This window comes from Saccharothrix texasensis (genome assembly GCF_003752005.1).
GTDB classification, from domain to species: domain Bacteria; phylum Actinomycetota; class Actinomycetes; order Mycobacteriales; family Pseudonocardiaceae; genus Actinosynnema; species Actinosynnema texasense.
Map to the genome: position 1 here is coordinate 4,934,359 of NZ_RJKM01000001.1, position 19,284 is coordinate 4,953,642.

Annotated in this window: 19 protein-coding genes; 6 read left to right on the top strand and 13 right to left on the bottom strand. The window is 72.6% G+C overall.

Annotated elements, in window-relative coordinates:
• Positions 1-19: 19 nt before the first annotated feature.
• A complete protein-coding gene (locus tag EDD40_RS21225) occupies positions 20-2,578 on the bottom strand; it encodes an ATP-dependent Clp protease ATP-binding subunit (RefSeq protein WP_123744479.1) in 2,559 nt (852 codons plus the stop codon).
• 361 nt (positions 2,579-2,939) lie between these two features.
• On the opposite strand from EDD40_RS21225, the gene EDD40_RS21230 reads away from it, so the two are divergent.
• The gene (locus EDD40_RS21230; protein WP_123744480.1) at positions 2,940-3,740 is read left to right on the top strand and encodes a (2Fe-2S)-binding protein; all 801 of its coding nucleotides are present in this window, start codon (positions 2,940-2,942) and stop codon (positions 3,738-3,740) included.
• A 118-nt stretch (positions 3,741-3,858) separates the two neighbouring features.
• Here the strand turns inward: EDD40_RS21230 and EDD40_RS21235 are convergent, their stop codons facing one another.
• The 5 genes from EDD40_RS21235 to lysS all read right to left on the bottom strand — a co-directional run bounded on the left by EDD40_RS21235 (position 3,859) and on the right by lysS (position 8,932).
• A complete protein-coding gene (locus tag EDD40_RS21235) occupies positions 3,859-4,665 on the bottom strand; it encodes an ABC transporter ATP-binding protein (protein WP_123744481.1) in 807 nt (268 codons plus the stop codon).
• Positions 4,662-5,711, bottom strand: coding sequence for a FecCD family ABC transporter permease (locus tag EDD40_RS21240; RefSeq protein WP_123744482.1), 1,050 nt, complete (start codon positions 5,709-5,711; stop codon positions 4,662-4,664). Before EDD40_RS21240 ends, EDD40_RS21235 begins: the two co-directional genes overlap by 4 nt.
• Positions 5,708-6,697 carry a FecCD family ABC transporter permease gene (locus tag EDD40_RS21245; protein WP_123744483.1) on the bottom strand — a complete coding sequence of 330 codons (990 nt, stop codon included), beginning with the start codon at positions 6,695-6,697 and terminating at the stop codon, positions 5,708-5,710. Before EDD40_RS21245 ends, EDD40_RS21240 begins: the two co-directional genes overlap by 4 nt.
• Positions 6,698-6,958: 261 nt before the next feature.
• A complete protein-coding gene (locus EDD40_RS21250; RefSeq protein ID WP_033443198.1) occupies positions 6,959-7,306 on the bottom strand; it encodes a histone-like nucleoid-structuring protein Lsr2 in 348 nt (115 codons plus the stop codon).
• Between the two features lie 114 nt (positions 7,307-7,420).
• Positions 7,421-8,932, bottom strand: coding sequence for a lysine--tRNA ligase (lysS, locus tag EDD40_RS21255; protein ID WP_123744484.1), 1,512 nt, complete (start codon positions 8,930-8,932; stop codon positions 7,421-7,423).
• A gap of 62 nt (positions 8,933-8,994) precedes the next feature.
• On the opposite strand from lysS, the gene EDD40_RS21260 reads away from it, so the two are divergent.
• Positions 8,995-9,756, top strand: a complete 762-nt coding sequence (locus EDD40_RS21260; RefSeq protein ID WP_246037756.1) for a class I SAM-dependent methyltransferase — start codon at positions 8,995-8,997, stop codon at positions 9,754-9,756.
• 56 nt (positions 9,757-9,812) lie between these two features.
• On the opposite strand, the gene EDD40_RS21265 is transcribed toward EDD40_RS21260, so the two are convergent.
• The 5 genes from EDD40_RS21265 to EDD40_RS21285 form a co-directional block, all read right to left on the bottom strand.
• Complete coding sequence (locus tag EDD40_RS21265) at positions 9,813-10,598, bottom strand: type III pantothenate kinase (RefSeq protein WP_123744486.1); 786 nt, start codon at positions 10,596-10,598, stop codon at positions 9,813-9,815.
• Positions 10,599-10,626: 28 nt separating this feature from the next.
• Positions 10,627-11,109 (bottom strand): aspartate 1-decarboxylase, encoded by a 483-nt coding sequence (gene panD / locus EDD40_RS21270; protein ID WP_123744487.1) that lies wholly within the window; start codon positions 11,107-11,109, stop codon positions 10,627-10,629.
• A gap of 10 nt (positions 11,110-11,119) precedes the next feature.
• Positions 11,120-12,010 (bottom strand): pantoate--beta-alanine ligase, encoded by an 891-nt coding sequence (panC, locus tag EDD40_RS21275; protein WP_123744488.1) that lies wholly within the window; start codon positions 12,008-12,010, stop codon positions 11,120-11,122.
• Entirely contained in the window at positions 12,007-12,897 is an 891-nt protein-coding gene (locus EDD40_RS21280; RefSeq protein ID WP_123744489.1) for a Rossmann-like and DUF2520 domain-containing protein, read from the bottom strand. Before EDD40_RS21280 ends, panC begins: the two co-directional genes overlap by 4 nt.
• Before the next feature lie 90 nt (positions 12,898-12,987).
• On the bottom strand, positions 12,988-14,160 hold the full coding sequence (locus EDD40_RS21285) for a PrsW family intramembrane metalloprotease (protein ID WP_123744490.1): 1,173 nt from the start codon (positions 14,158-14,160) through the stop codon (positions 12,988-12,990).
• A 30-nt stretch (positions 14,161-14,190) separates the two neighbouring features.
• Between EDD40_RS21285 and EDD40_RS21290 the strand changes: the two genes are divergently transcribed.
• On the top strand, positions 14,191-15,102 hold the full coding sequence (locus EDD40_RS21290) for an SAM-dependent methyltransferase (RefSeq protein WP_123744491.1): 912 nt from the start codon (positions 14,191-14,193) through the stop codon (positions 15,100-15,102).
• A 3-nt stretch (positions 15,103-15,105) separates the two neighbouring features.
• On the opposite strand, the gene EDD40_RS21295 is transcribed toward EDD40_RS21290, so the two are convergent.
• On the bottom strand, positions 15,106-15,429 hold the full coding sequence (locus EDD40_RS21295) for a cupin domain-containing protein (protein WP_123744492.1): 324 nt from the start codon (positions 15,427-15,429) through the stop codon (positions 15,106-15,108).
• Between the two features lie 64 nt (positions 15,430-15,493).
• On the opposite strand from EDD40_RS21295, the gene EDD40_RS21300 reads away from it, so the two are divergent.
• From EDD40_RS21300 to EDD40_RS21310, 3 genes are all read left to right on the top strand, one after another.
• Positions 15,494-15,922 carry a MarR family winged helix-turn-helix transcriptional regulator gene (locus tag EDD40_RS21300; RefSeq protein WP_123748184.1) on the top strand — a complete coding sequence of 143 codons (429 nt, stop codon included), beginning with the start codon at positions 15,494-15,496 and terminating at the stop codon, positions 15,920-15,922.
• A gap of 62 nt (positions 15,923-15,984) precedes the next feature.
• Positions 15,985-16,431, top strand: coding sequence for a DUF1203 domain-containing protein (locus EDD40_RS21305; RefSeq protein WP_148088850.1), 447 nt, complete (start codon positions 15,985-15,987; stop codon positions 16,429-16,431).
• A gap of 44 nt (positions 16,432-16,475) precedes the next feature.
• Positions 16,476-17,540 carry an NADH-quinone oxidoreductase subunit D gene (locus EDD40_RS21310; RefSeq protein ID WP_123744494.1) on the top strand — a complete coding sequence of 355 codons (1,065 nt, stop codon included), beginning with the start codon at positions 16,476-16,478 and terminating at the stop codon, positions 17,538-17,540.
• 3 nt (positions 17,541-17,543) lie between these two features.
• Here EDD40_RS21310 and EDD40_RS21315 read toward each other — a convergent pair whose 3' ends face one another.
• Complete coding sequence (locus EDD40_RS21315) at positions 17,544-19,238, bottom strand: DUF6779 domain-containing protein (RefSeq protein ID WP_148088851.1); 1,695 nt, start codon at positions 19,236-19,238, stop codon at positions 17,544-17,546.
• Positions 19,239-19,284: the final 46 nt, after the last annotated feature.

Consider the following 19,284-nt stretch of genomic DNA (forward strand, 5'->3'; position numbering starts at 1 on the left):
GGCGTTCACGTCGGTCACATCAGGCGGACTCGGAGTCCGAGTCGCCGCCCGAGTCGCCACCGGAGGCGGCCAGGTCGACCGGCGGGGCGTCCGGCACCTGCAGCGGCTTGGTCTCGCCGCGGAAGGTGAAGTGCGCCTTGTCGTCGGCCTCGGACTCGCCGTCCCAGCCCTCGACGTCGGTGATGATGATCTGGCCGGGCTGGATCTCCCCGAACAGGATCTTCTCCGACAGCTGGTCCTCGATCTCGCGCTGGATCGTGCGACGCAGCGGCCGCGCGCCGAGCACCGGGTCGAACCCGCGCTTGGCCAGCAGCATCTTCGCGCGATCCGTGAGCTCGATCGCCATGTCCTTGTTCTTCAACTGCTGCTCGACGCGGGCGATCATCAGGTCCACCATCTTGATGATCTCGTCCTGCGTGAGCTGGTGGAAGACGATGATGTCGTCGATGCGGTTGAGGAACTCGGGCCGGAAGTGCTTCTTCAGCTCGTCGTTGACCTTGTTCTTCATGCGCTCGTAGTTGGACGCGGTGTCCTGACCCGAGGTGAAGCCGAGGCCGACGGCCTTGCTGATGTCCGACGTGCCCAGGTTGGACGTGAAGATGATGACGGTGTTCTTGAAGTCCACCGTCCGGCCCTGACCGTCGGTCAGGCGGCCGTCCTCCAACACCTGCAGCAGCGTGTTGTAGACCTCCTGGTGCGCCTTCTCGATCTCGTCGAACAGCACCACGGAGAACGGCTTGCGGCGCACCTTCTCGGTGAGCTGGCCGCCCTCTTCGTAGCCGACGTAGCCGGGAGGGGCACCGAACAGGCGCGACGCCGTGTAGCGGTCGTGGAACTCGCCCATGTCGATCTGGATCAGGGCGTCGTCCTCGCCGAACAGGAAGTTCGCCAGCGCCTTCGACAGCTCGGTCTTGCCCACACCGGACGGGCCGGCGAAGATGAACGAGCCGGACGGGCGCTTCGGGTCCTTCAGGCCGGCCCTCGTGCGGCGGATCGCCTGCGACACGGCCTTGACCGCGTCGACCTGGCCGATGATCCGCTTGTGCAGCTCGTCCTCCATGCGGAGCAGACGCGTGGTCTCCTCCTCGGTGAGCTTGAACACGGGGATGCCGGTCCAGTTCGCCAGCACCTCGGCGATCTGCTCGTCGTCCACCTCGGCGACGACGTCGAGGTCGCCGTCCTTCCACTGCTTCTCCCGCTCGGCCTTCTGGCCCAGCAGCGTCTTCTCCGCGTCACGGAGCTTCGCCGCGCGCTCGAAGTCCTGCGCGTCGATCGCGGACTCCTTGTCCCGGCGCACGTCGGCGATCTTCTCGTCGAACTCGCGCAGGTCCGGCGGCGCGGTCATCCGGCGGATGCGCATCCGCGCGCCCGCCTCGTCGATGAGGTCGATCGCCTTGTCCGGCAGGAACCGGTCGTTGATGTACCGGTCGGCCAGCGTCGCGGCGGCGACCAGCGCGGAGTCGGTGATCGAGACGCGGTGGTGCGCCTCGTACCGGTCCCGCAGACCCTTGAGGATCTCGATGGTGTGCTCCAGCGACGGCTCGCCGACCTGGATCGGCTGGAACCGGCGCTCCAGGGCGGGGTCCTTCTCGACGTACTTGCGGTACTCGTCGAGGGTGGTCGCGCCGATGGTCTGGAGCTCGCCCCGGGCCAGCATGGGCTTGAGGATCGACGCGGCGTCGATCGCGCCCTCGGCCGCGCCGGCGCCCACCAGGGTGTGGATCTCGTCGATGAACAGGATGATGTCGCCGCGCGTGCGGATCTCCTTGAGCACCTTCTTCAGGCGCTCCTCGAAGTCACCGCGGTAGCGCGAGCCCGCGACCAGCGAACCCAGGTCCAGCGTGTAGAGCTGCTTGTCCTTCAGCGTCTCGGGCACCTCGCCCTTGACCACCATCTGGGCCAAGCCCTCGACCACGGCGGTCTTGCCCACGCCGGGCTCGCCGATCAGGACCGGGTTGTTCTTGGTGCGGCGGGACAGCACCTGCATGACCCGCTCGATCTCCTTGGTGCGCCCGATCACCGGGTCGAGCTTGCCCTCCCGCGCGCTGGCGGTCAGGTTGCGCCCGAACTGGTCGAGGACCAGGGAGGAGGACGGGGTGCCCTCGCCGCGGCCGCCGGACTCCGCCGGCTCCTTGCCGCCGGAGTAGCCGGACAGGAGCTGCAGGACCTGCTGGCGCACCCGGTTGAGGTCCGCGCCGAGCTTGACCAGCACCTGGGCGGCGACGCCCTCGCCCTCGCGGATCAGGCCGAGCAGGATGTGCTCCGTGCCGATGTAGTTGTGCCCCAGCTGCAGCGCTTCGCGCAGTGACAGCTCGAGCACCTTCTTGGCGCGCGGGGTGAAGGGGATGTGGCCGGATGGGGCCTGCTGACCCTGGCCGATGATCTCTTCGACCTGCTGGCGGACGCCCTCCAGCGCGATCCCCAACGACTCCAGCGCCTTGGCGGCGACACCTTCACCCTCGTGGATCAACCCCAGGAGGATGTGCTCGGTGCCGATGTAGTTGTGGTTGAGCATCCTGGCCTCTTCTTGGGCCAGGACAACCACCCGCCTCGCGCGGTCGGTGAACCTTTCGAACATTCGCACTCCCTGACTGCTGCGCCGGCGGTCCTCGGGCTCACCCCTGGCCGACCGTCTGGCTGACCGTTGGAGAGCGCGGCACCGTGGGACCACTGTAGTCGTCAGCCCCGACACTCTCAGTTCCCGATCGCAGGCAGCCGTCTTCGGGGATCTCTGACATCGGTACCAACGCGTGATCTGCCAGCGGGATTCCACGGAACGGGGGTTGTCCGCTGAGCGCGAACATTCAACCGTTCGGCGACCTCGGGGGTGATCGGGGTCACCGAAGTGGTGCGAGTTAGGGCAACCTCGCTAAGGTTAGGCAAGCCTCACGCTTCACTGGACCACTCGCCCATCCCGGACCGACGAGGAACCCCTGGACATGACCGTACCGGCGCGGACGACCGTGTGCGACGTGACGACACCCGTCGCCCGGTCCCTCGGGCGGGCCTCGCTGTACGAGGGCTTCGAGACCCGGTTCGGGCTGCCGGCCGAGCGCGGCGAGTGGGTCCTGTGCTCGGAGCTCATGGGCGAGCCGGAGCGGTTCGACGCGTGGCGCGAGACGTTGTCGCGGTGGCTGCTGGAGCAGCACGGCGAGGCGCCCGAGCGCACCACGGCCGGGTACGTCATGAGCTGGTACCTCAACGTCGTGGGCGTGCTGGGCGGGCTGCTGTTCCACACCGCGCGGCGGGTGCCGTCGCTGCGGCCCGCCGACGTGGCGATCAAGGTCGCGCCCGCCGGCCGGCCGCACGTGGTCGGCGTGGCGCTGCTGAGCGACGAGTTCGCGTGCCTGCCGGACGACCCGGAGGGCGACCACCCGGCGGCGACGGTGGTGGCCGACGAGACCGCGTTGGCGGCGCTGCTCAGGGCCCGGTTCGCGGCGCACAGCGCGCAGTTCGTGGGCGCGTACGGGCCGACCGTGCGGCTGGGGCGGCGGATGCTGTGGGCGGCGGCCACGGACGCGTTGGACAGCGCGGCGTGGACGGTGGGCCAGCTGTGCGGCGACGAGACGGCGGGCGTGATGGACTCGGCGCTGCTGCTGCCGGCCAAGCTCGACCCGTTCACCTCGGCGTCGACCCTGAAGGCGACCGACACGGGCTGGACCCGCCGCCGCGAGAGCTGCTGCTTCCACTTCGTGCTGCCGAACGCCGAGGCCTGCGCCACCTGCCCCCGCGTCCGCTGACCGTCCGGAACGCTCACTTCGCCTGTCCGGAACGCAGGACACGCACGTTCCGAACGTAGGACACACGCGAGAGTCCTACGTTCACGCCGCGCGTGTCCTACGTTCGGAACAGGTGAGTTCAACGTTCGGGCGTGCGCTGGCGATGGCCGATCGGGACCACCAGCGGGGTGCCGGTGACCGGGTCGGGGACGACGCGGGCCTCCAGGCCGAAGACCTCCAGCAGGTTCGGCTCGGTCAGCACGTCGGCCGGCGCGCCGGCCACCACGATCCGCCCCTCCTTCATCGCGACCAGGCGGTCGGCGTAGCGGGCGGCGAGGTTCAGGTCGTGCAGCACCATCACGACGGTCCGGCCGAAGTCCCGGTGCAGCCGCTGCACGAGGTCCAGCACGTCGATCTGGTGCGCCAGGTCCAGGTACGTCGTCGGCTCGTCGAGCAGCAGCAGGTCCGTGCCCTGGGCCAGCGCCATCGAGATCCACGCCCGCTGCCGCTGCCCGCCGGACAGCTCGTCCACGGTCCGGTCGGCCAGCTCCGCCATGCCCGTCATCGCCAGGGCCGACGTCACCGCCGCCTCGTCCTCCGGCGACCACTGCCGGTACCACGCCTGGTGCGGGTGCCGGCCGCGCGCCACCAGCTCGGCCACGGTCAGCCCCTCGGGCGCCTGCGGCGACTGCGGCAGCATCGCCAGCACCTTCGCCACCTCACGCGTGGGCGTCCGGTCGATCCGCTTGCCGTCCAGCACCACCGCGCCGGACCGGGCGGGCAGCAGCCGGCCCAGCGCCCGCAGCAACGTCGACTTGCCGCACCCGTTGGGCCCGATCACCGCCGTCACCGAACCGGACACCACGTCCAGGTCCAGCGCGGACACCACCAGCCGCTCCCCGTACCCCACGGACAGCGACTGCGCCTGCAGCCGAACAGCGGTCATACCCGTGCCTCCCGGCGACTGCGGACGAGCAGGTACATCAGGTAGGGGGCGCCGAGCACCGCCGTCACCACGCCGACCGGCAGCTCGAACCCGCCGAACGCCAACCGCGCGACCAGGTCCGCCACCACCACGAGCAGCCCGCCGACCACGGCCGACCCGAGCAGCGGCGGCGTGGCGGTCCCGGCCACCCGCAGCGCGATCTGCGGTGACGCCAGCGCCACGAACGCCACCGGTCCGGCCGACGCCGTGGCCACGGCCGCCAGCACGACCGCGAGCAGCAGCAGCACGCTCCGCGCGCCGTTGAGCCGCACGCCGAGCCCGCGCACCGTGTCGTCGTCGAGCTGCAACGCGCCCAGCAGCCGCGAGCCGACCAGCGCCGCCGGGATCAGCGCCGCCAGCGCCAGCCCGACCGGCACGACGTGCTCCCACCCGCGCCCGTTCAGGCTGCCGGTGATCCACACCATCACCCGCGCCGCGTCGGTCACGTCGCCGACGGTCAGCAGGTAGTGGGTGAAGTTGCCGGTCACGGCGGAGACGCCGATGCCGACGAGCACGAGCCGGAACCCCTCGATCCCCCGCCGCCACGCCAGCCCGTGGACGAGCAGCCCGGCCAGCAGCCCGCCGCCCAGCGCGGCCAGCGGCACGCCGACCGTCGCCAACGTCCCGCCGACCGCGCCCATCGACCCGGCGAACGTGATCACGGTGACCGCGCCGGCCCCCGCGCCCCACGTCACGCCGAGGATGTCCGGGCTCGCCAGCGGGTTGCGCGCGATCGACTGGAAGATCGCGCCCGCGACCCCGAGCGCCGCGCCGACGAGCACCCCGGTCAGCGCCCGCGGCAGCCGCAGGTCGAGCACGATGAACCGCTGCCCGCGCTGCCCGCCGCCGAGCAGCACGTCGAACACCTGCGCCAGCGGGATCGGGAAGTCGCCGCGGGCCACGCTCACCGCGCCCGCGAGCACCACCAGCGCCAGCCCCACGACCACCACGGCGAACGGCCGCCACCGCAGCGGTCCGGACACGGGCCCGACCCGGAACCCCGTCACAGCTTCACCAGCTTCCGCCGCCGCACCAGGGCGATGAAGAACGGCGCGCCGACGAGCGCCATCACCACGCCGACCTCCAGCTCTCCCGGCCTGGTCACGACCCGTCCGACGACGTCCGCGGCCAGCAGCACGATCGCGCCGATCACCCCGGCGAACGGCAGCAGCCACCGGTAGTCGGGTCCGGTCAGCGCCCGCGCCGCGTGGGGCACGACGAGCCCGAGGAACCCGATCGGCCCGCACACCGCCACCGCGCCGCCCACCAGCAGCGTGGTCGCGGCCACGCCGACGACCCTGGTCGCCGCCACCCGCTGCCCCAGCGACCTGGCCACGTCGTCGCCCAGCGACAGCGCGTTCAACCCGGGCGCGTTGGCCGCCGCCAGTCCGAGCCCGAGCACCAGGAACGGCAGCACCTGCCACAGCACGACGAGGTCGCGCCCGGCGATGCCGCCGACCTGCCAGAACCGGAACGCGTCGAGGCTCTGCCGGTCGAGCAGCACGATGGCGGACACCAGCCCTTGCATGAGGGCGCTGACCGCCGCGCCGGCCAACGCCAACGTCACCGGCGTCGGCCCGCTGCGCCCGGACCCCAGCAGGAACACCGCGACGCTGGCCACGAGGGCGCCGCCGAACGCGAACCACACGTACCCGTAGAGGCTGGTCACACCCAGCGTGAAGATCGACAGCACGACCGCGAACGCCGCGCCCTGGGTGACGCCGAGGATGCCCGGGTCGGCCAGCGGGTTGCGGGTGTGGCCCTGCATCAGCGCGCCGCCGACGCCCAGCGCGACCCCGACCGCGATGCCGAGCAGGGTGCGCGGCACCCGCAGCTCGCGGACGACGAGGTCGTTCTCCAGCCCTGTCGGCGCGGTCAGCGCGTGCCAGACGTCGGCGATCGGGATGTCCTTCGCGCCGATGGCGACGCTCGCGAGCGCGACGAGGGCGAGGAGGCCGACGAGCAGGGCCAGTCGGGTGGTGCGGAGGGCCAACGCGCGTGCTCCTCCCCCGGCGACCCGACCTTCGGTGAGGTAAGCCTAACCGAACACGGTGCGGTCACCGCCGAGCACGCTCCGTGCCGCCGAACGGTCGAGTCGAAGATCACCTGGGTGGGCCGGCGCCGTTCCGCACAATCGATCTTCACAACCGCGCCGGCAAGTCCTGGAAAACAACCGAAGGGGCGCCGGAGGATTCCGGCGCCCCTTCGTCGATTGACGTAATTGCCGTGGCCTGGGCCACGTGCACAACCGGCGTCAGCCCTGCTGGTGGTAAGCCTCCAGCACCTCGGCCGGGATGCGACCGCGGTCGGAGACCTTCATCCCCTGCTTGCGCGCCCACTCCCGAATGGCCTGGTTCTGCTCACGATCCGCCGAAGCCGGACGAGCTGCCTTCACACCGGCCGGACGACCCGGGCCGCGCTTGCGACCGCCCGCCTTGCGGGCACTGGCGACGAAGTCGGCGAGAGCGTCGCGGAGCCTGCCCGCATTGCCCGCAGAAAGGTCGATCTCGTAGGACACACCGTCCAATCCGAAGCCGACCGTCTCCTCTGCCTTCCCACCGTCCAGGTCATCGACCAGGGTCACGGTGACCTTCTGCGCCATGCGTATCCTCCTGGACTCGAATGCGCGGTGTTCCCCGACCGCGACCTAAAGCATTGGCGAGTGCAGGTTAGCGCACAACTGGAGGAATGCGCCGCCTGGAGTCCGAGAAGTTACTCATTCCGGGCGCACGAGGGGGAACAGGATCGTCTCCCGGATACCGAGACCGGTGAGCGCCATCAGCAGGCGGTCGATGCCCATTCCCACACCACCGCTCGGTGGCATTCCGTACTCCAGTGATCGCAGAAAGTCTTCGTCCACCGGCATCGCCTCGGCGTCACCGGTCGCCGCCAGCCGGGCCTGGGCTTCCAACCGCTCCCGCTCGACCACCGGGTCCACCAGTTCCGAGTATCCCGTGGCCAACTCGAAACCGCGCACGTACAGGTCCCACTTTTCTGCCACACCCGGCCGGGTGCGGTGCTGACGGGTGAGCGGCGAGGTCTCCACCGGGAAATCGCGCACAAACGTGGGCGCGTGCAGCGCGTCGCCGACCAGGTGCTCCCACAGCTCCTCGACCAGCTTGCCGTGCCCGGTCTTCGGGTCCGTCTCCAGGCCGTGCTTGTCGGCCAGCTCGCGCAACCGCTCCGGAGAAGTTTCGGGCGTGACTTCTTCGCCCGCCGCTTCGGACAACGAGTCGTACATGCCCATCGTCGTCCACTCGCCGCCGAGGTCGTACTCCGTGCCGTCGACCAACGTCACCACGTGCGAACCGGCGATCGCCAACGCGGCTTCCTGGATCAGCTCCCGGGTCAGCACCGCGTTCGAGTCGTACGTGGCGTACGCCTCGTAGTACTCCAGCATCGAGAACTCGGGCGAATGAGACGAGTCCATGCCCTCGTTGCGGAAGTTGCGGTTGATCTCGAAGACCTTCTCGATACCGCCCACCACGCACCGCTTCAGGTACAGCTCGGGCGCGATCCGCAGGAACAGGTCGATGTCGAGCGCGTTCGACCGGGTCACGAACGGCCGGGCGGTCGCGCCGCCCTGCAACGTCTGCAACATCGGGGTCTCGACTTCGATGAAACCGCGCCGGTGGAACGACTCCCGCAACGAGCGCACCACGGCGGCCCGGTTGCGCACCGTGTTCCGCGCCTGCTCGCGCAGGATCAGATCCACGTACCGCTGGCGAATGCGGGTTTCCTCGGCGAGTTCCTTGTGCGCGACCGGCAGCGGGCGCAACGCCTTCGCCGTCATGGACCACTGGTCGGCCATCACCGACAGTTCGCCGCGGCGGGACGTGATGACCTCGCCGTGCACGAATACGTGGTCGCCCAAGTCGACGTCGGACTTCCATTCGCCGAGCGACTGCTCGCCGACGCCGTTCAGGCTCAGCATCGCCTGCAGTTCGGTGCCGTCGCCCTCGCGCAGCGTGGCGAAGCACAACTTGCCGGTGTTGCGGATGAACATCACCCGGCCCGTCACACCCACCACGTCACCGGTCGCCGTGTCCGGTTCCAGGCCCTGATGCGCTTCGCGGACCTCGCGCAACGTGTGCGTGCGCGGAACTTCGACCGGATACGGGTCGACACCGCGTTCCAGCAGTCGCGCCCGCTTCTCCCGGCGCACCCTCAGCTGCTCGGGGAGATCGTCGTCGCTGGTCGCGGAACCGGTCGCTGGCTGCTCACTCACAGGACGAAGAGTACGGAAAGACCACTCGGGAAATCGAACCGGATCTCACTAGGCTCTTCCTGGTGACGGGAGATGACTTGCGGGCCAGGCGGGCGAACTCCTTCGGAGCGCGCGCCTCGGCGTACGCGGAACACCGACCGGACTACCCCGCCGAGGCCATCCGCTGGGCGCTGGAGCCGCTGGGCGAAGGACCGCGCCAGGTGCTCGACCTCGGCGCCGGCACGGGCAAGCTGACCGGCGGGCTGCTCGCCCAGGGCCACCACGTGACGTCGGTGGAGCCGAACGAGGCGATGCTCTCCGAGTTGGTGCGCCACCACGGCGCGGCGCGCGCGTTGCCCGGCAGCGCGGAGCGGATCCCGGTGCCGGACGGCACGGTGGACGCCGTCGTGGTCGGCCAGGCGTTCCACTGGTTCGACCCGGCGCGCGCGATGCCGGAGATCGCCCGCGTGCTGCGGCCGCGCGGCGTGCTGGCGTCGATGTGGAACGACTACGACGACTCGGCGCCGTGGCTGGCGGAGTTCGTCCGGACCGCCCAGTCCAGCGTCAGCGCGCAGGACGAGTTGGCCTTCGACCCGATGACCGGGCACGAGCTGTTCGACGACGAGGAGACCCGGGTCTTCCCGCACGCGCACCGGCGCACCGCCGAGTCCCTGGTCGCGATGGTCAACACCCACTCGCACGCCTTGGTGGTCCCGGAGGAGGAGCGGGCCGCGATGAACGCGAGGATGCTCGCGTTCCTCAAGTCCCGCCCCGAAACCGCCGAGGGCGAGTTCGACCTCCCGTTGACCACCTACGTCAAGCGCACCCGCCGGGTAGCCCACTGACCGCGAGGTCGCGGGCGATCGACGCCGGCTCGCCGCCGTCGGCGGAGCAGCGGCCGTCAAACACGGTTGCGCTCGAACACCAGGCGCAGGCCCAGCAGCGTCAGGTCCGGCACGTGCGCGTGGATGGTGGCCGACTCGGTCACCACGAGCGGCGCGAGGCCGCCGGTCGCGATGACCGTGACCGGGCCGGGCTCGCTGAGCTGCAGCTCGTCCACGATCCGGCGCACCAGGCCGTCCACCTGGCCGACGAACCCGTAGACGATGCCGGACTGCAGGCACTCGACGGTGTTCTTGCCGATCACCGACCGCGGCCGCACCAGCTCGACCTTGCGCAGCTGCGCGGCGCGGGCGGCCAGCGCGTCCACGGAGATCTCGATGCCCGGCGCCAGCGCGCCGCCGAGGAACTCGCCCTTGGCCGAGATCACGTCCAGGTTCGTGGACGTGCCGAAGTCGACCACGACGCACGCCGTGCTGTGCAGGTGGTGCGCGGCCAGCGTGTTGATCACCCGGTCGGAGCCGACCTCCTTGGGGTTGTCCACCAGCAGCGGCACGCCCGTCCGCACGCCCGGCTCCACCAGCACCTTCGGCACGCCGCCGTAGTACCGGCCGAGCATCACGCGCAGCTCGCGCAGCACCGCGGGCACGGTGGACAGCGCCGAGATGCCGGTGATCTTGTCCGCGTACTCGCCGAGCAGCCCGCGCATGGTCAGCGCCAGCTCGTCGGCGGTCATCCGGGCGTCGGTGCGCATCCGCCAGTCCCGGATCAGCTCGGCGGAGTCACCCGTGCCGTCGTAGAGGCCGAGCACGATGTTGGTGTTGCCGACGTCGATGGCTAGCAGCACAGCGGGTCTCCCCCTAGGTCTCGGCCTACTAGTCCTCGGCCTGGATCAACGCGTCCAGCGCCGCGGCGTCCTCGGTCTCCGCCGCCACCGGCTCCGGCTGCGCGGTCGTGGACCCGTTCACGAGTCCCGAGCCCTCCGGGGCGTGCGCCGGGTCCGCGCCCAGTTCGACCGCCTTGTTGTCGGCGTCGACGAAGACCACCTTCGGTTCGTACACCCGCGCCTCGGCGTCGTCCATCTGCCCGTAGGCGATGAGGATCACCAGGTCGCCCGGCTTGACGAGGTGCGCCGCCGCGCCGTTGATGCCGATCACGCCGCTGCCGCGGGCGCCCGGGATGACGTAGGTCTCCAGGCGTGCGCCGTTGGTGACGTCGACGATCGCGACCTGCTCGCCGGCCAGCAGGTCGGCGGCCTCCATCAGGTCCTCGTCCACCGTGACCGAGCCGACGTAGTGCAGGTCGGCCTGGGTGACGGTGGCCCGGTGGATCTTCGACTTGAGCATGGTGCGGAACATGGCGGTCCCCTCACTCGTCGCCGGCGCCGAGCAGCACGGCGGCGTTGTCGATCAGTCGGGTGGAGCCGACCCGGGCGGCGACCAGCAGGCGGGCGTCGCCGTTCTCCGGCGCGGGGCCGAGGTCCGGCGCGCGCAGCTCCAGGTAGTCGAGGTCGACGCCGGGCACGGCGGCGAGGGTGTCGCCCGCGGCCTTCAGCACGGCGTCCGCGCCCTGCCCGCTGACGTACGCGCCCGCCACCAGCGCGGCGGACAGCGCGGTCGCGGCGGAGCGCTCCTCCTCGGACAGGTAGCGGTTGCGCGAGGACAGCGCCAGGCCGTCGGGCTCGCGCACGGTCGGCACGCCGACCACGTCCAGCGGGAAGTTCAGGTCCCGCGCCATCCGGTGGATGAGCGTGAGCTGCTGGTAGTCCTTCTCGCCGAACACCGCGTAGGTCGGCTGCACGATGTTGAACAGCTTGGCGACCACGGACAGCACGCCGGCGAAGTGGCCGGGGCGGGTCCGGCCCTCCAGTTCGTCGCCGAGCGGGCCCGGGCTCACGGTGACCGTGCTGCCCGGCAGGTACATGTCGTCCACCGACGGCGCGAACACCAGGCCGACGCGCTCCTCGCGGCAGATGTCCACATCGGACTCGAAGCTGCGCGGGTAGCGGTCGAAGTCCTCGTTCGGGCCGAACTGGGTGGGGTTCACGAAGACGGAGACGACGACCACGGTGTTCTGCATGACCTGCGCCTCGCGGATCAGCTTGCAGTGGCCCTCGTGCAGCGCGCCCATGGTCGGCACCAGGGCGATGTTGCGGCCGGCCGCCTTCAACGCCCTGGTGACGCGACGCAGCCGTTCCGGGTCGCGGTGCACCGTCACGTCGTTGGGCGTGTAGTCGTCCTTGGTGAGCGGCTTGGTCATGCTTGTCCCTCGAGGGTGGTGCGGACGTCGGACGCGAGTTCGGGCTTGAGCAGCCCGGCGGCCTGGGCGCGGGCCGCGGTGCGGAGCGCGAGGATCCGGTACGCGGGGAGCGTCTCGGTGTCGGAGAGCACCGCCAGGTGCTTGGCCACGGTGCCCGCGTCGCCGCGCGCGACGGGGCCGGTGAGGGCGCGGTCGCCGTGCCGCAGGGCGTTGTCCAGGGCGGCGGACAGCAGCGGGCCCAGCATCCGCTCGGCGTCCTGGATGCCCGCGCCGCGCAGCAGGTCCGCGCAGTCGGCGACCAGCGTGATCAGGTGGTTGGCGCCGTGCGCGAGGGCGGCGTGGTAGAGCGGGCGGGCGGCCTCGGGCACGCGCACCGGCTCGGCGGACATCTCCACCACCAGCGCCTCGCCGACGTGCCACGCGATCTCGTCGTCGTCGGCCGCCGTGACGCCGACGGAGCAGGCGTTCATCCGCTGCACGTCCTCGACCCGGCCGGTGAACGTCATCACGGGGTGCAGGGTCACGCACAGCGCGCCGAGGTCGGCGGCGGGCCGCAGCACGTCCACGCCCTGCGCGCCGCTGGTGTGCACGACGATCTGCCCGGCGCGCAGCGAACCGGTGGCGACGAGGCCGCGCACCAGGCCGGGCAGCTCGTCGTCGGGCACGGCCAGCAGCACCAGGTCGGCGGAGGCGGCCACCTCGGGCGGCGACAGCACGGGCGCGTCGGGCAGCAGCTCTTCGGCGCGGCGCAGCGAGTCGCGGGAAACGGCGGCGACGGCGCTCACGACGTGTCCCGCCCGGGACAGCGCGGCGCCCAGCACCGAACCCACCCGGCCGGCCGAGATCACTCCCACGGCCAACCGCGCGGGGCGGGGGGTCGCGTCCATGCGACGTACTCCTTACCGCGGCGTTCCAGTCCCGATGCTCGGGTACCGGACGACGGCCGCGAGCGTAATCCGGTGTGCTGCCAGGGGCCGTCAACTGCGACGTACGCCACCCGCGGCCTTCAGCGCGCCCGGCGCGTCCACGGCGGCCTGACGTGCGGCGACGAGCGCGGCGAGCAGCTTGGCGTGACGTTCCTCCGCGTCGTGGCCCGCCGTGCCGTTGGCCATGCGGTGGCGCAGGAACGCCAGTTCGGTGGCGGCGACCTGGTAGCCCGCGACCGCCTTGGCCGCCTGGTCGCCGACCTTGCGCTTGACCGTGCGCCGCCACCGGCTGCGGCCCTGGAGGCTGGCCAGCAGGGTCACCTCGCTGGAGGCGATCCACTTGTTGGCCGCCATGGTCGGCAGCTGGCCCGCGACGATCCGCTGCTCGCGGCGGCGCTGCCAGACGACCATCAGCACCATGCCGGCGAAGATCGGCACCATGATCAGGAAGTACAGGTTGATGAAGGTGGAACCGGTGCCGACGGTGGTGGAGAAGTTCCACAGCGAGTGCAGGCCGGCCGCGCCGAGGTAGCCCAGCAGCGGCGCGACGACCCGCACCTTCCGGCTCGCGGTCATGGCCGCGATGCCGATCCCGATGCCGGTCATCGACGTGAACAGCGGGTGCGCGAACGGCGAGAGCACGCCGCGCAGGACGAACAACGCGATCACGCCGCTGCTCAGGTCGCCGAAGCCGCTGTCGGAGAAGACGCGGGCGAAGTACCAGATGTTCTCGGTGAACGCGAAGCCGGCGGCCGTCACGCCCGCGTACACCACGCCGTCCACCACGCCGTCGAACTCCTGGCGGCGGCGCAGGAACAGCACCACGATGAACGCGGCCTTCGCGGCCTCCTCGGTGATCGGCGCGCCGATCACGGCGGCGAACGTGCTGCCGTCGCCGCCGTCGATGAGCTGGCCGAGCACGTGCGCGCTCTGGTTGAACACCAGGGAGGTGATCGTCGCGCCGCACGCGCCCCACAGGAACGCCAGCAGCAGGATCTTCGCCGGCTCCGGCTCCCAGCGGTCGATCCACAGGTAGGCGCCGATCACGGCGAGGACGGGCAGCAGCGCGGCCACCGCGCCGACCAGGATCGGCAGCAGTCCGGTCCGCGAGGTGCCCAGGCCGAGCAGGACCAGCCCGCACACGCCCAGCGCGATCAGGCCCAGGACCGGGAGCAGGACGGTCCAGCGCTGCTGGTCGACGCGCTTGCGGGCGGGAGTGGTCACGGTGGGAGACCTTAAAGGGACACTTGACCGGTGGTGGAGTCGGAAGCCCTGTGGCGGGAGGCGTTGTACGGGCCGTCGGGGTTCTTCACGCGCGGCGAGGTCCCCGCCGACCACTTCCGCACCGCGCCGCTGGTGGGTCCTGAGCTGGCCGAAGCGCTGCTCGTGCTGCTCGATCGGGTTGACTTCGCGCTCGGTGGGCCGTCCCGGCTGGATTTCGTGGACGTGGGCGCGGGCGGCGGTGAGCTGGCGGAGGCGGTGCGGTCTTCGGCGTCGGGTTCGCTGGCCGCGCGGCTGGTGGTGACGGCGGTGGACCTCGGGCCGGCGCGGTCGGTGCCGGGGGTGCGGTGGCGCTCGGCGCTGCCGACGTCGGTGTGCGGCCTGCTGGTGGGGCACGAGTGGCTGGACGCGGTGCCCTGCCCGCTCGTCACGGGGCCGTCGTCCCACCCCTGGGCGGCCCGGTGGTGGCCGGTCGGCGAGGGTGAGCGGGCGGAGATCGGCGAGCCGCGGGACGTGGCGTGGGCGGACGCCGTGTCGCGGGTGGCCCGCGGGGCGGCGTTGGCGGTGGACTACGGGCACGTGCGGGCCGACCGGGTGGCGGGCCGGTACGCGGCGGGCACGTTCGCCGCGTACCGGGGCGGGCGCCGGGTGGAGCCGGTGTTCGACGGGACGTGCGACCTGACGGCGCACGTGGCGCTGGACGCGTGCGCCGAGGCGGCCGGCGGCGACTGGGTGCTGGTCTCGCAGCGGGCCGCGCTGGGCGCGTTGGGGCTGGTCGGCGCGGTGTCGCCCGGTGAGCCGGACTGGCTGGCGGCGGCCGGGCGGGCGTCGCGGATCGCGGAGCTGCGGGCCGAGGGCGGGTTGGGGTCGTTCGGCTGGCTGCTGCACGGCGTCGGCGTGCCGGTGTCGTCCCTGCTGCCGCCCCTGCCCCCGTGGCGGCCCTGAGGCCTACAACGCCCAGGGCGGGGTGATCGGCTGGTCCCCGACCAGGCCCGTGATGCCGACCGACGTGGCGACCAGGACCTTCGCCGGGCCTCCGACCAGCTGGAACTCCACGTGCGGCGGGACGACGACGGTGTCGCCGGCGCCCGCGTCGACGTCGTTGACGGTCACCCGGCCCTCCAGGACGTGGAAGACCTCCTCCTTGTCGACCTGGTGCCGTTCGCCCTCCGCGTCCGCCGGCACCTCGACGGTCCACAGGGCGATCTGCGTGCTGCCGCCGTTGGAGGGGGAGGCGTGGGGGTGGAACACGAAGCCGTGGCGCTCGAACATCGCTCTCCAAACCAGTCAACCAAGTTGTCCAGTTGCAGACTAGGCGACCGTGGAACCCGTGTCGATGCTGTTCGCCAGGTCGTTCCGGCTGATGACCGACCGCTTCCACGAACGACTGGCCGGTCAAGACCTCGAGCCGCTGCGCCCGGCCCACGGCTTCGCCTTCCGCTACCTGGCCGTCCAACCCTCGGCCACCGCCGTCGACCTCGCCGCCCACCTGGGCGTCTCCAAGCAGGCCGCCACCAAGACCGTGGCGGAACTGGTCGACTGGGGCTACGTCCACCGGTCGCCCCACCCCACCGACCGCCGCGCCCACGCCCTGACCCTCACCGGCAAGGGCCGCGCCTACCTCCGCCTCGCCGACGCCCTCTGGGCGGAGCTGGAGGCCGAGTTCGCGGCCGTCGTCGGGGCCGGGCAGCTGGCCGTCCTGCGCCACGCCCTGGAGACCTACCTGGCCGACGCCGACCCCGGCGGCCTGCGCCCGGTCTGGTGACCGCCGGCGCGGCGGCCGAAGACCGCCGGCGGCGGCGGGCGGGGTGGGCGAGGGTCGAGCGCATGAGAATCCACGCCCTGCCGGACGACGTGCTGGACCGCGCCCGCGGGCTCGCCGGCGCGGACGAGCACCACGAGTGGCACGCCGAGTCGCCCGGCGCGCCGCTGCGCTGCTGCCTGCGCAAGGCCGGGCCGGGCGAGCCGCTGGTCCTCTTCCGCCACACCCCCGCCTGGGGCGCGGGACCGTACGAGGAGTCGGGGCCGGTGTTCGCGCACGCCGAGCCGTGCGCCGGGCCGGCGACCACGGCGGCGTTCCCTGAAGCGCTCCGCCACGCGCCCCGGACCCTGCGCGCCTACACCGCCGGAGGCCGCATCCACGGCGGTGAGGTCGCCGACCCGGAGCGCCTCGCCGACCGCGTCACCACGCTGCTCGACGACCCGGACGTCGCCGCCATCCAGGTCCGCAGCGCGTCGCACGGGTGCTTCCTGTTCGCGATCACCCGCGACTAGCCCGCGGCACCGGGACGGCGGTCCGGCCGTGCGACGATGACCGGGTGGAGATCACCGTTGGCGTGGGCGCCGGTGCACGCCACCTCGGCGTGGACCGGGTGGTCGACCTCGGCCCCCTGCACCCGTCGGCGCACGGCGCGTACCGGCTGCGGCTGACCGTCCGCGACGACGAGGTCATCACCGCCGCCGCCCCCCTGGTCGGCCACCTGCACCGGGGCGCGGAGAAGCTGTTCGAGGTCCGCGACTACCGGCAGGTCCTCACCCTCGCCAACCGGCACGACTGGCTCGCCGCCTTCTGCAACGAGCTGGCCGTCGCCCTGGCCGTGGAGCGCATGACCGGCATGGACGTCCCGCCGCGCGCCCAGGCGCTGCGGGTCCTGCTGTGCGAGCTGAACCGGATCATGGCGCACCTGGTGTTCCTCGCGCCGCTCACCGGCACGCGCGACCGCGACGCCGTGCAGGCCGTGCTGGAGGAGGCGACCGGCGGCCGGATCCACTTCATGGCCAACCGGATCGGCGGCCTGCGCGAGGACGTGCCCGCCGGCTGGACCGGCCGGGTGCGCGAAGTGCTGTCCGCCGTGGACCCGGGCGAGGCGCCGGAAGGGCTGGCGGGTCTCGGGGTCCTGCACCGGGACGCCGCCCTCGCGTTCGGCGTCACCGGCCCGGTCGGCCGGGCGTCCGGAGTGAACTTCGATCTGCGCCGCGACGACCCGCTGCCCGGCTACCGGGACCTGGACGTGCGGCCCGTGGTCCGCGCCGAGGGCGACGCGCTGGCCCGCGTCCGCTGCCTGGTGGACGAGGTCCGCCAGTCCGTCGCGCTCGCCGGCCAGTGCCTGGACCGGCTGCCGGCGGGCCCGGTGAACCTGCGGCTGCCCAAGGCGGTCAAGGCGCCCGAGGGCTCCGTCTACACGTGGGTCGAGGCGCCGCTGGGCACCTCCGGCGTGCACCTCGCGTCCCGGGGCGAGAAGACGCCGTGGCGGTTGAAGCTGCGCACGCCGTCGTTCAACAACGTGCAGGCCCTGTCCGCGCTGCTGCCCGGCACGAAGGTGGCCGACCTGCCCGCGGTGCTCGGGTCGTTCGCCGTGGTCGTCGGCGACATCGACAAGTAGGCCCTAGTCCTCGCGGCGGCGACGGCGGCGCGGCGAGTCGCCGCCGCCGAACGCGGCCAGCAGCTCGCTGACCGACTTGCCGTCCGCGTGCGCCCCGGCGGGCTCGACGGGCTCCGGCGCGCTGCGCCGGCCGGCCGGCTTCGGGGTGTCCTCCCACGACTCCCAGCGCTCGTCGGCGCGACGACGGCCACCGGCCTCGGGCTCGGTCGCCCGGCGACGGCCCTCCGGCGTCACGGAGGCCGACGCGGAATCGGCCGAACGACCGCCGATCGACTCCGGCTCGGCCACCGGTCGGCGCCCGCCGGCCTGCTCGGCCGCGCGGCGCGACCGGCGCGCGTCCTCCTCGGCCTGCGCCCGGCGCGCGGGGTCCGGCACCGGGACGTGCTCACCGGTCAGCTCGGCCCGCGTCGCGGGTCGGCGCGCCGGGTCGGGCCGGCCGGCCGGCCGCTGCTCACCGGTCGTGCCGGTCCGCCGACCGGCCTCGCCACCCGGGTCGGGGCGGCCGGCGGACCGCTGCTCACCGGTCTGCTCGGGACGGCCCACGGGCCGGTGCTCGCCGGTCAGGTCCGGCCGGGCGGCCGGTCGACGGGCCGGCTCAACGGGGCGGTGCTCGCCGGTCAGCTCCGCCCGCGTGGTCGACGGCCGGCGCGGCTCCGCGGCCGCGGCGCGCTGCTCGCCGGCCGACTCGGCCCTCGGCACGGCCCGCTGCTCGCCCGTCCGCCGCACGGCGGCGCCCGCGCCCTCCGGCCGGCGCGCGGGTTCCTCGGCCAACGCCTCCCGGCTGATCATCTCGGTCCGGTCGGCCACCCGGCTGCGCCGCTGCACGGTGTGCTCGGTCTTCGACGGCTCGGCGGGCCGCCCGGCCGGGGCCGTCGGCGGGGTCGGCCGCGCCGCCGCGTCCCGACCGACCCGCTCCGTCGGCTCCTGCTTGGGCGCCTCCCGCCGCACCACCGGCGGCGTCGACCGGGGCTGGGCCGTCGCGCGGGCGGGCTCGCGGCGCACCGGCTGGGCCTGCTCGCGCCGCGCGGGCTCGGGGCGGGTCGGTTCGGGACGCCGAACCTGGTCCTTGCGCGAGGTGTCGACGGAGACCCGCTCGATCAGCTCGGTCCGCTCGACCCGCTCCACCTGCGGCGTCTCCGCGGCCTTCTTCGTCACCGGCACGGCGGGGCCGGCGTTGATGATCCTCTGGTCGCCCACCGCCATCAACCGCGACTGGTCGGACAGGGAGCGCATCCGGGTCGACTCGGCCCGCAGCGCCACCCGCTCGACCAGCACCTCGCCGCCGAGCAGGGCCTCCAGGTTCTCCCGCAGGGCGCGCAGCTCGCCGCGCAGCGCGTCCAGGTCGTCCTTGGCCTCCTCCTGCACCCGCTTGCGGGTCTCGGCCTCGACCTCGAGCTCGTACTCGCGCCGTGCGGCGATCTCGCGCTCCAGCTCGAGCTCGTAGACCGACTGGAGGTCGGCCACCTCGTCCTCCCGGTCGGAGACCTGCTTGCGGTAGCGGGCCGCGAGGAACGCGCCGACCAGCGCCGCCCACAGCGCGGCGACGACCGCCAGCCGCAGCCAACGGGCGTTGTCGCTCAGCACCAGCACCGCCGCGGCGCCGAGGGCGAGCGTCAACGCCGCTACCAGCAGTAGTCGCCCTGGGCCACGACCGTGATCTTGCTGCTCGTCATCGTCCGACGCGCCTCGCCCGGTCATGGCGTCTACCGTACCGGTCAGTTATCCGATTGAGACCTCGGCGTCC

What these genes read in the sequence shown, in the direction of transcription:
- EDD40_RS21235 (WP_123744481.1), bottom strand. Translation starts at nt 4,665, where the DNA reads ATGACCGCTGTTCGGCTGCAGGCGCAGTCGCTGTCCGTGGGGTACGGG.
- panC (WP_123744488.1), bottom strand. Translation starts at nt 12,010, where the DNA reads ATGACCAAGCCGCTCACCAAGGACGACTACACGCCCAACGACGTGACG.
- EDD40_RS21315 (WP_148088851.1), bottom strand. Translation starts at nt 19,238, where the DNA reads ATGACCGGGCGAGGCGCGTCGGACGATGACGAGCAGCAAGATCACGGT.
- EDD40_RS21295 (WP_123744492.1), bottom strand. Translation starts at nt 15,429, where the DNA reads ATGTTCGAGCGCCACGGCTTCGTGTTCCACCCCCACGCCTCCCCCTCC.
- EDD40_RS21230 (WP_123744480.1), top strand. Translation starts at nt 2,940, where the DNA reads ATGACCGTACCGGCGCGGACGACCGTGTGCGACGTGACGACACCCGTC.
- EDD40_RS21305 (WP_148088850.1), top strand. Translation starts at nt 15,985, where the DNA reads ATGAGAATCCACGCCCTGCCGGACGACGTGCTGGACCGCGCCCGCGGG.
- EDD40_RS21280 (WP_123744489.1), bottom strand. Translation starts at nt 12,897, where the DNA reads ATGGACGCGACCCCCCGCCCCGCGCGGTTGGCCGTGGGAGTGATCTCG.
- EDD40_RS21225 (WP_123744479.1), bottom strand. Translation starts at nt 2,578, where the DNA reads ATGTTCGAAAGGTTCACCGACCGCGCGAGGCGGGTGGTTGTCCTGGCC.
- EDD40_RS21300 (WP_123748184.1), top strand. Translation starts at nt 15,494, where the DNA reads ATGCTGTTCGCCAGGTCGTTCCGGCTGATGACCGACCGCTTCCACGAA.
- panD (WP_123744487.1), bottom strand. Translation starts at nt 11,109, where the DNA reads ATGTTCCGCACCATGCTCAAGTCGAAGATCCACCGGGCCACCGTCACC.
- EDD40_RS21250 (WP_033443198.1), bottom strand. Translation starts at nt 7,306, where the DNA reads ATGGCGCAGAAGGTCACCGTGACCCTGGTCGATGACCTGGACGGTGGG.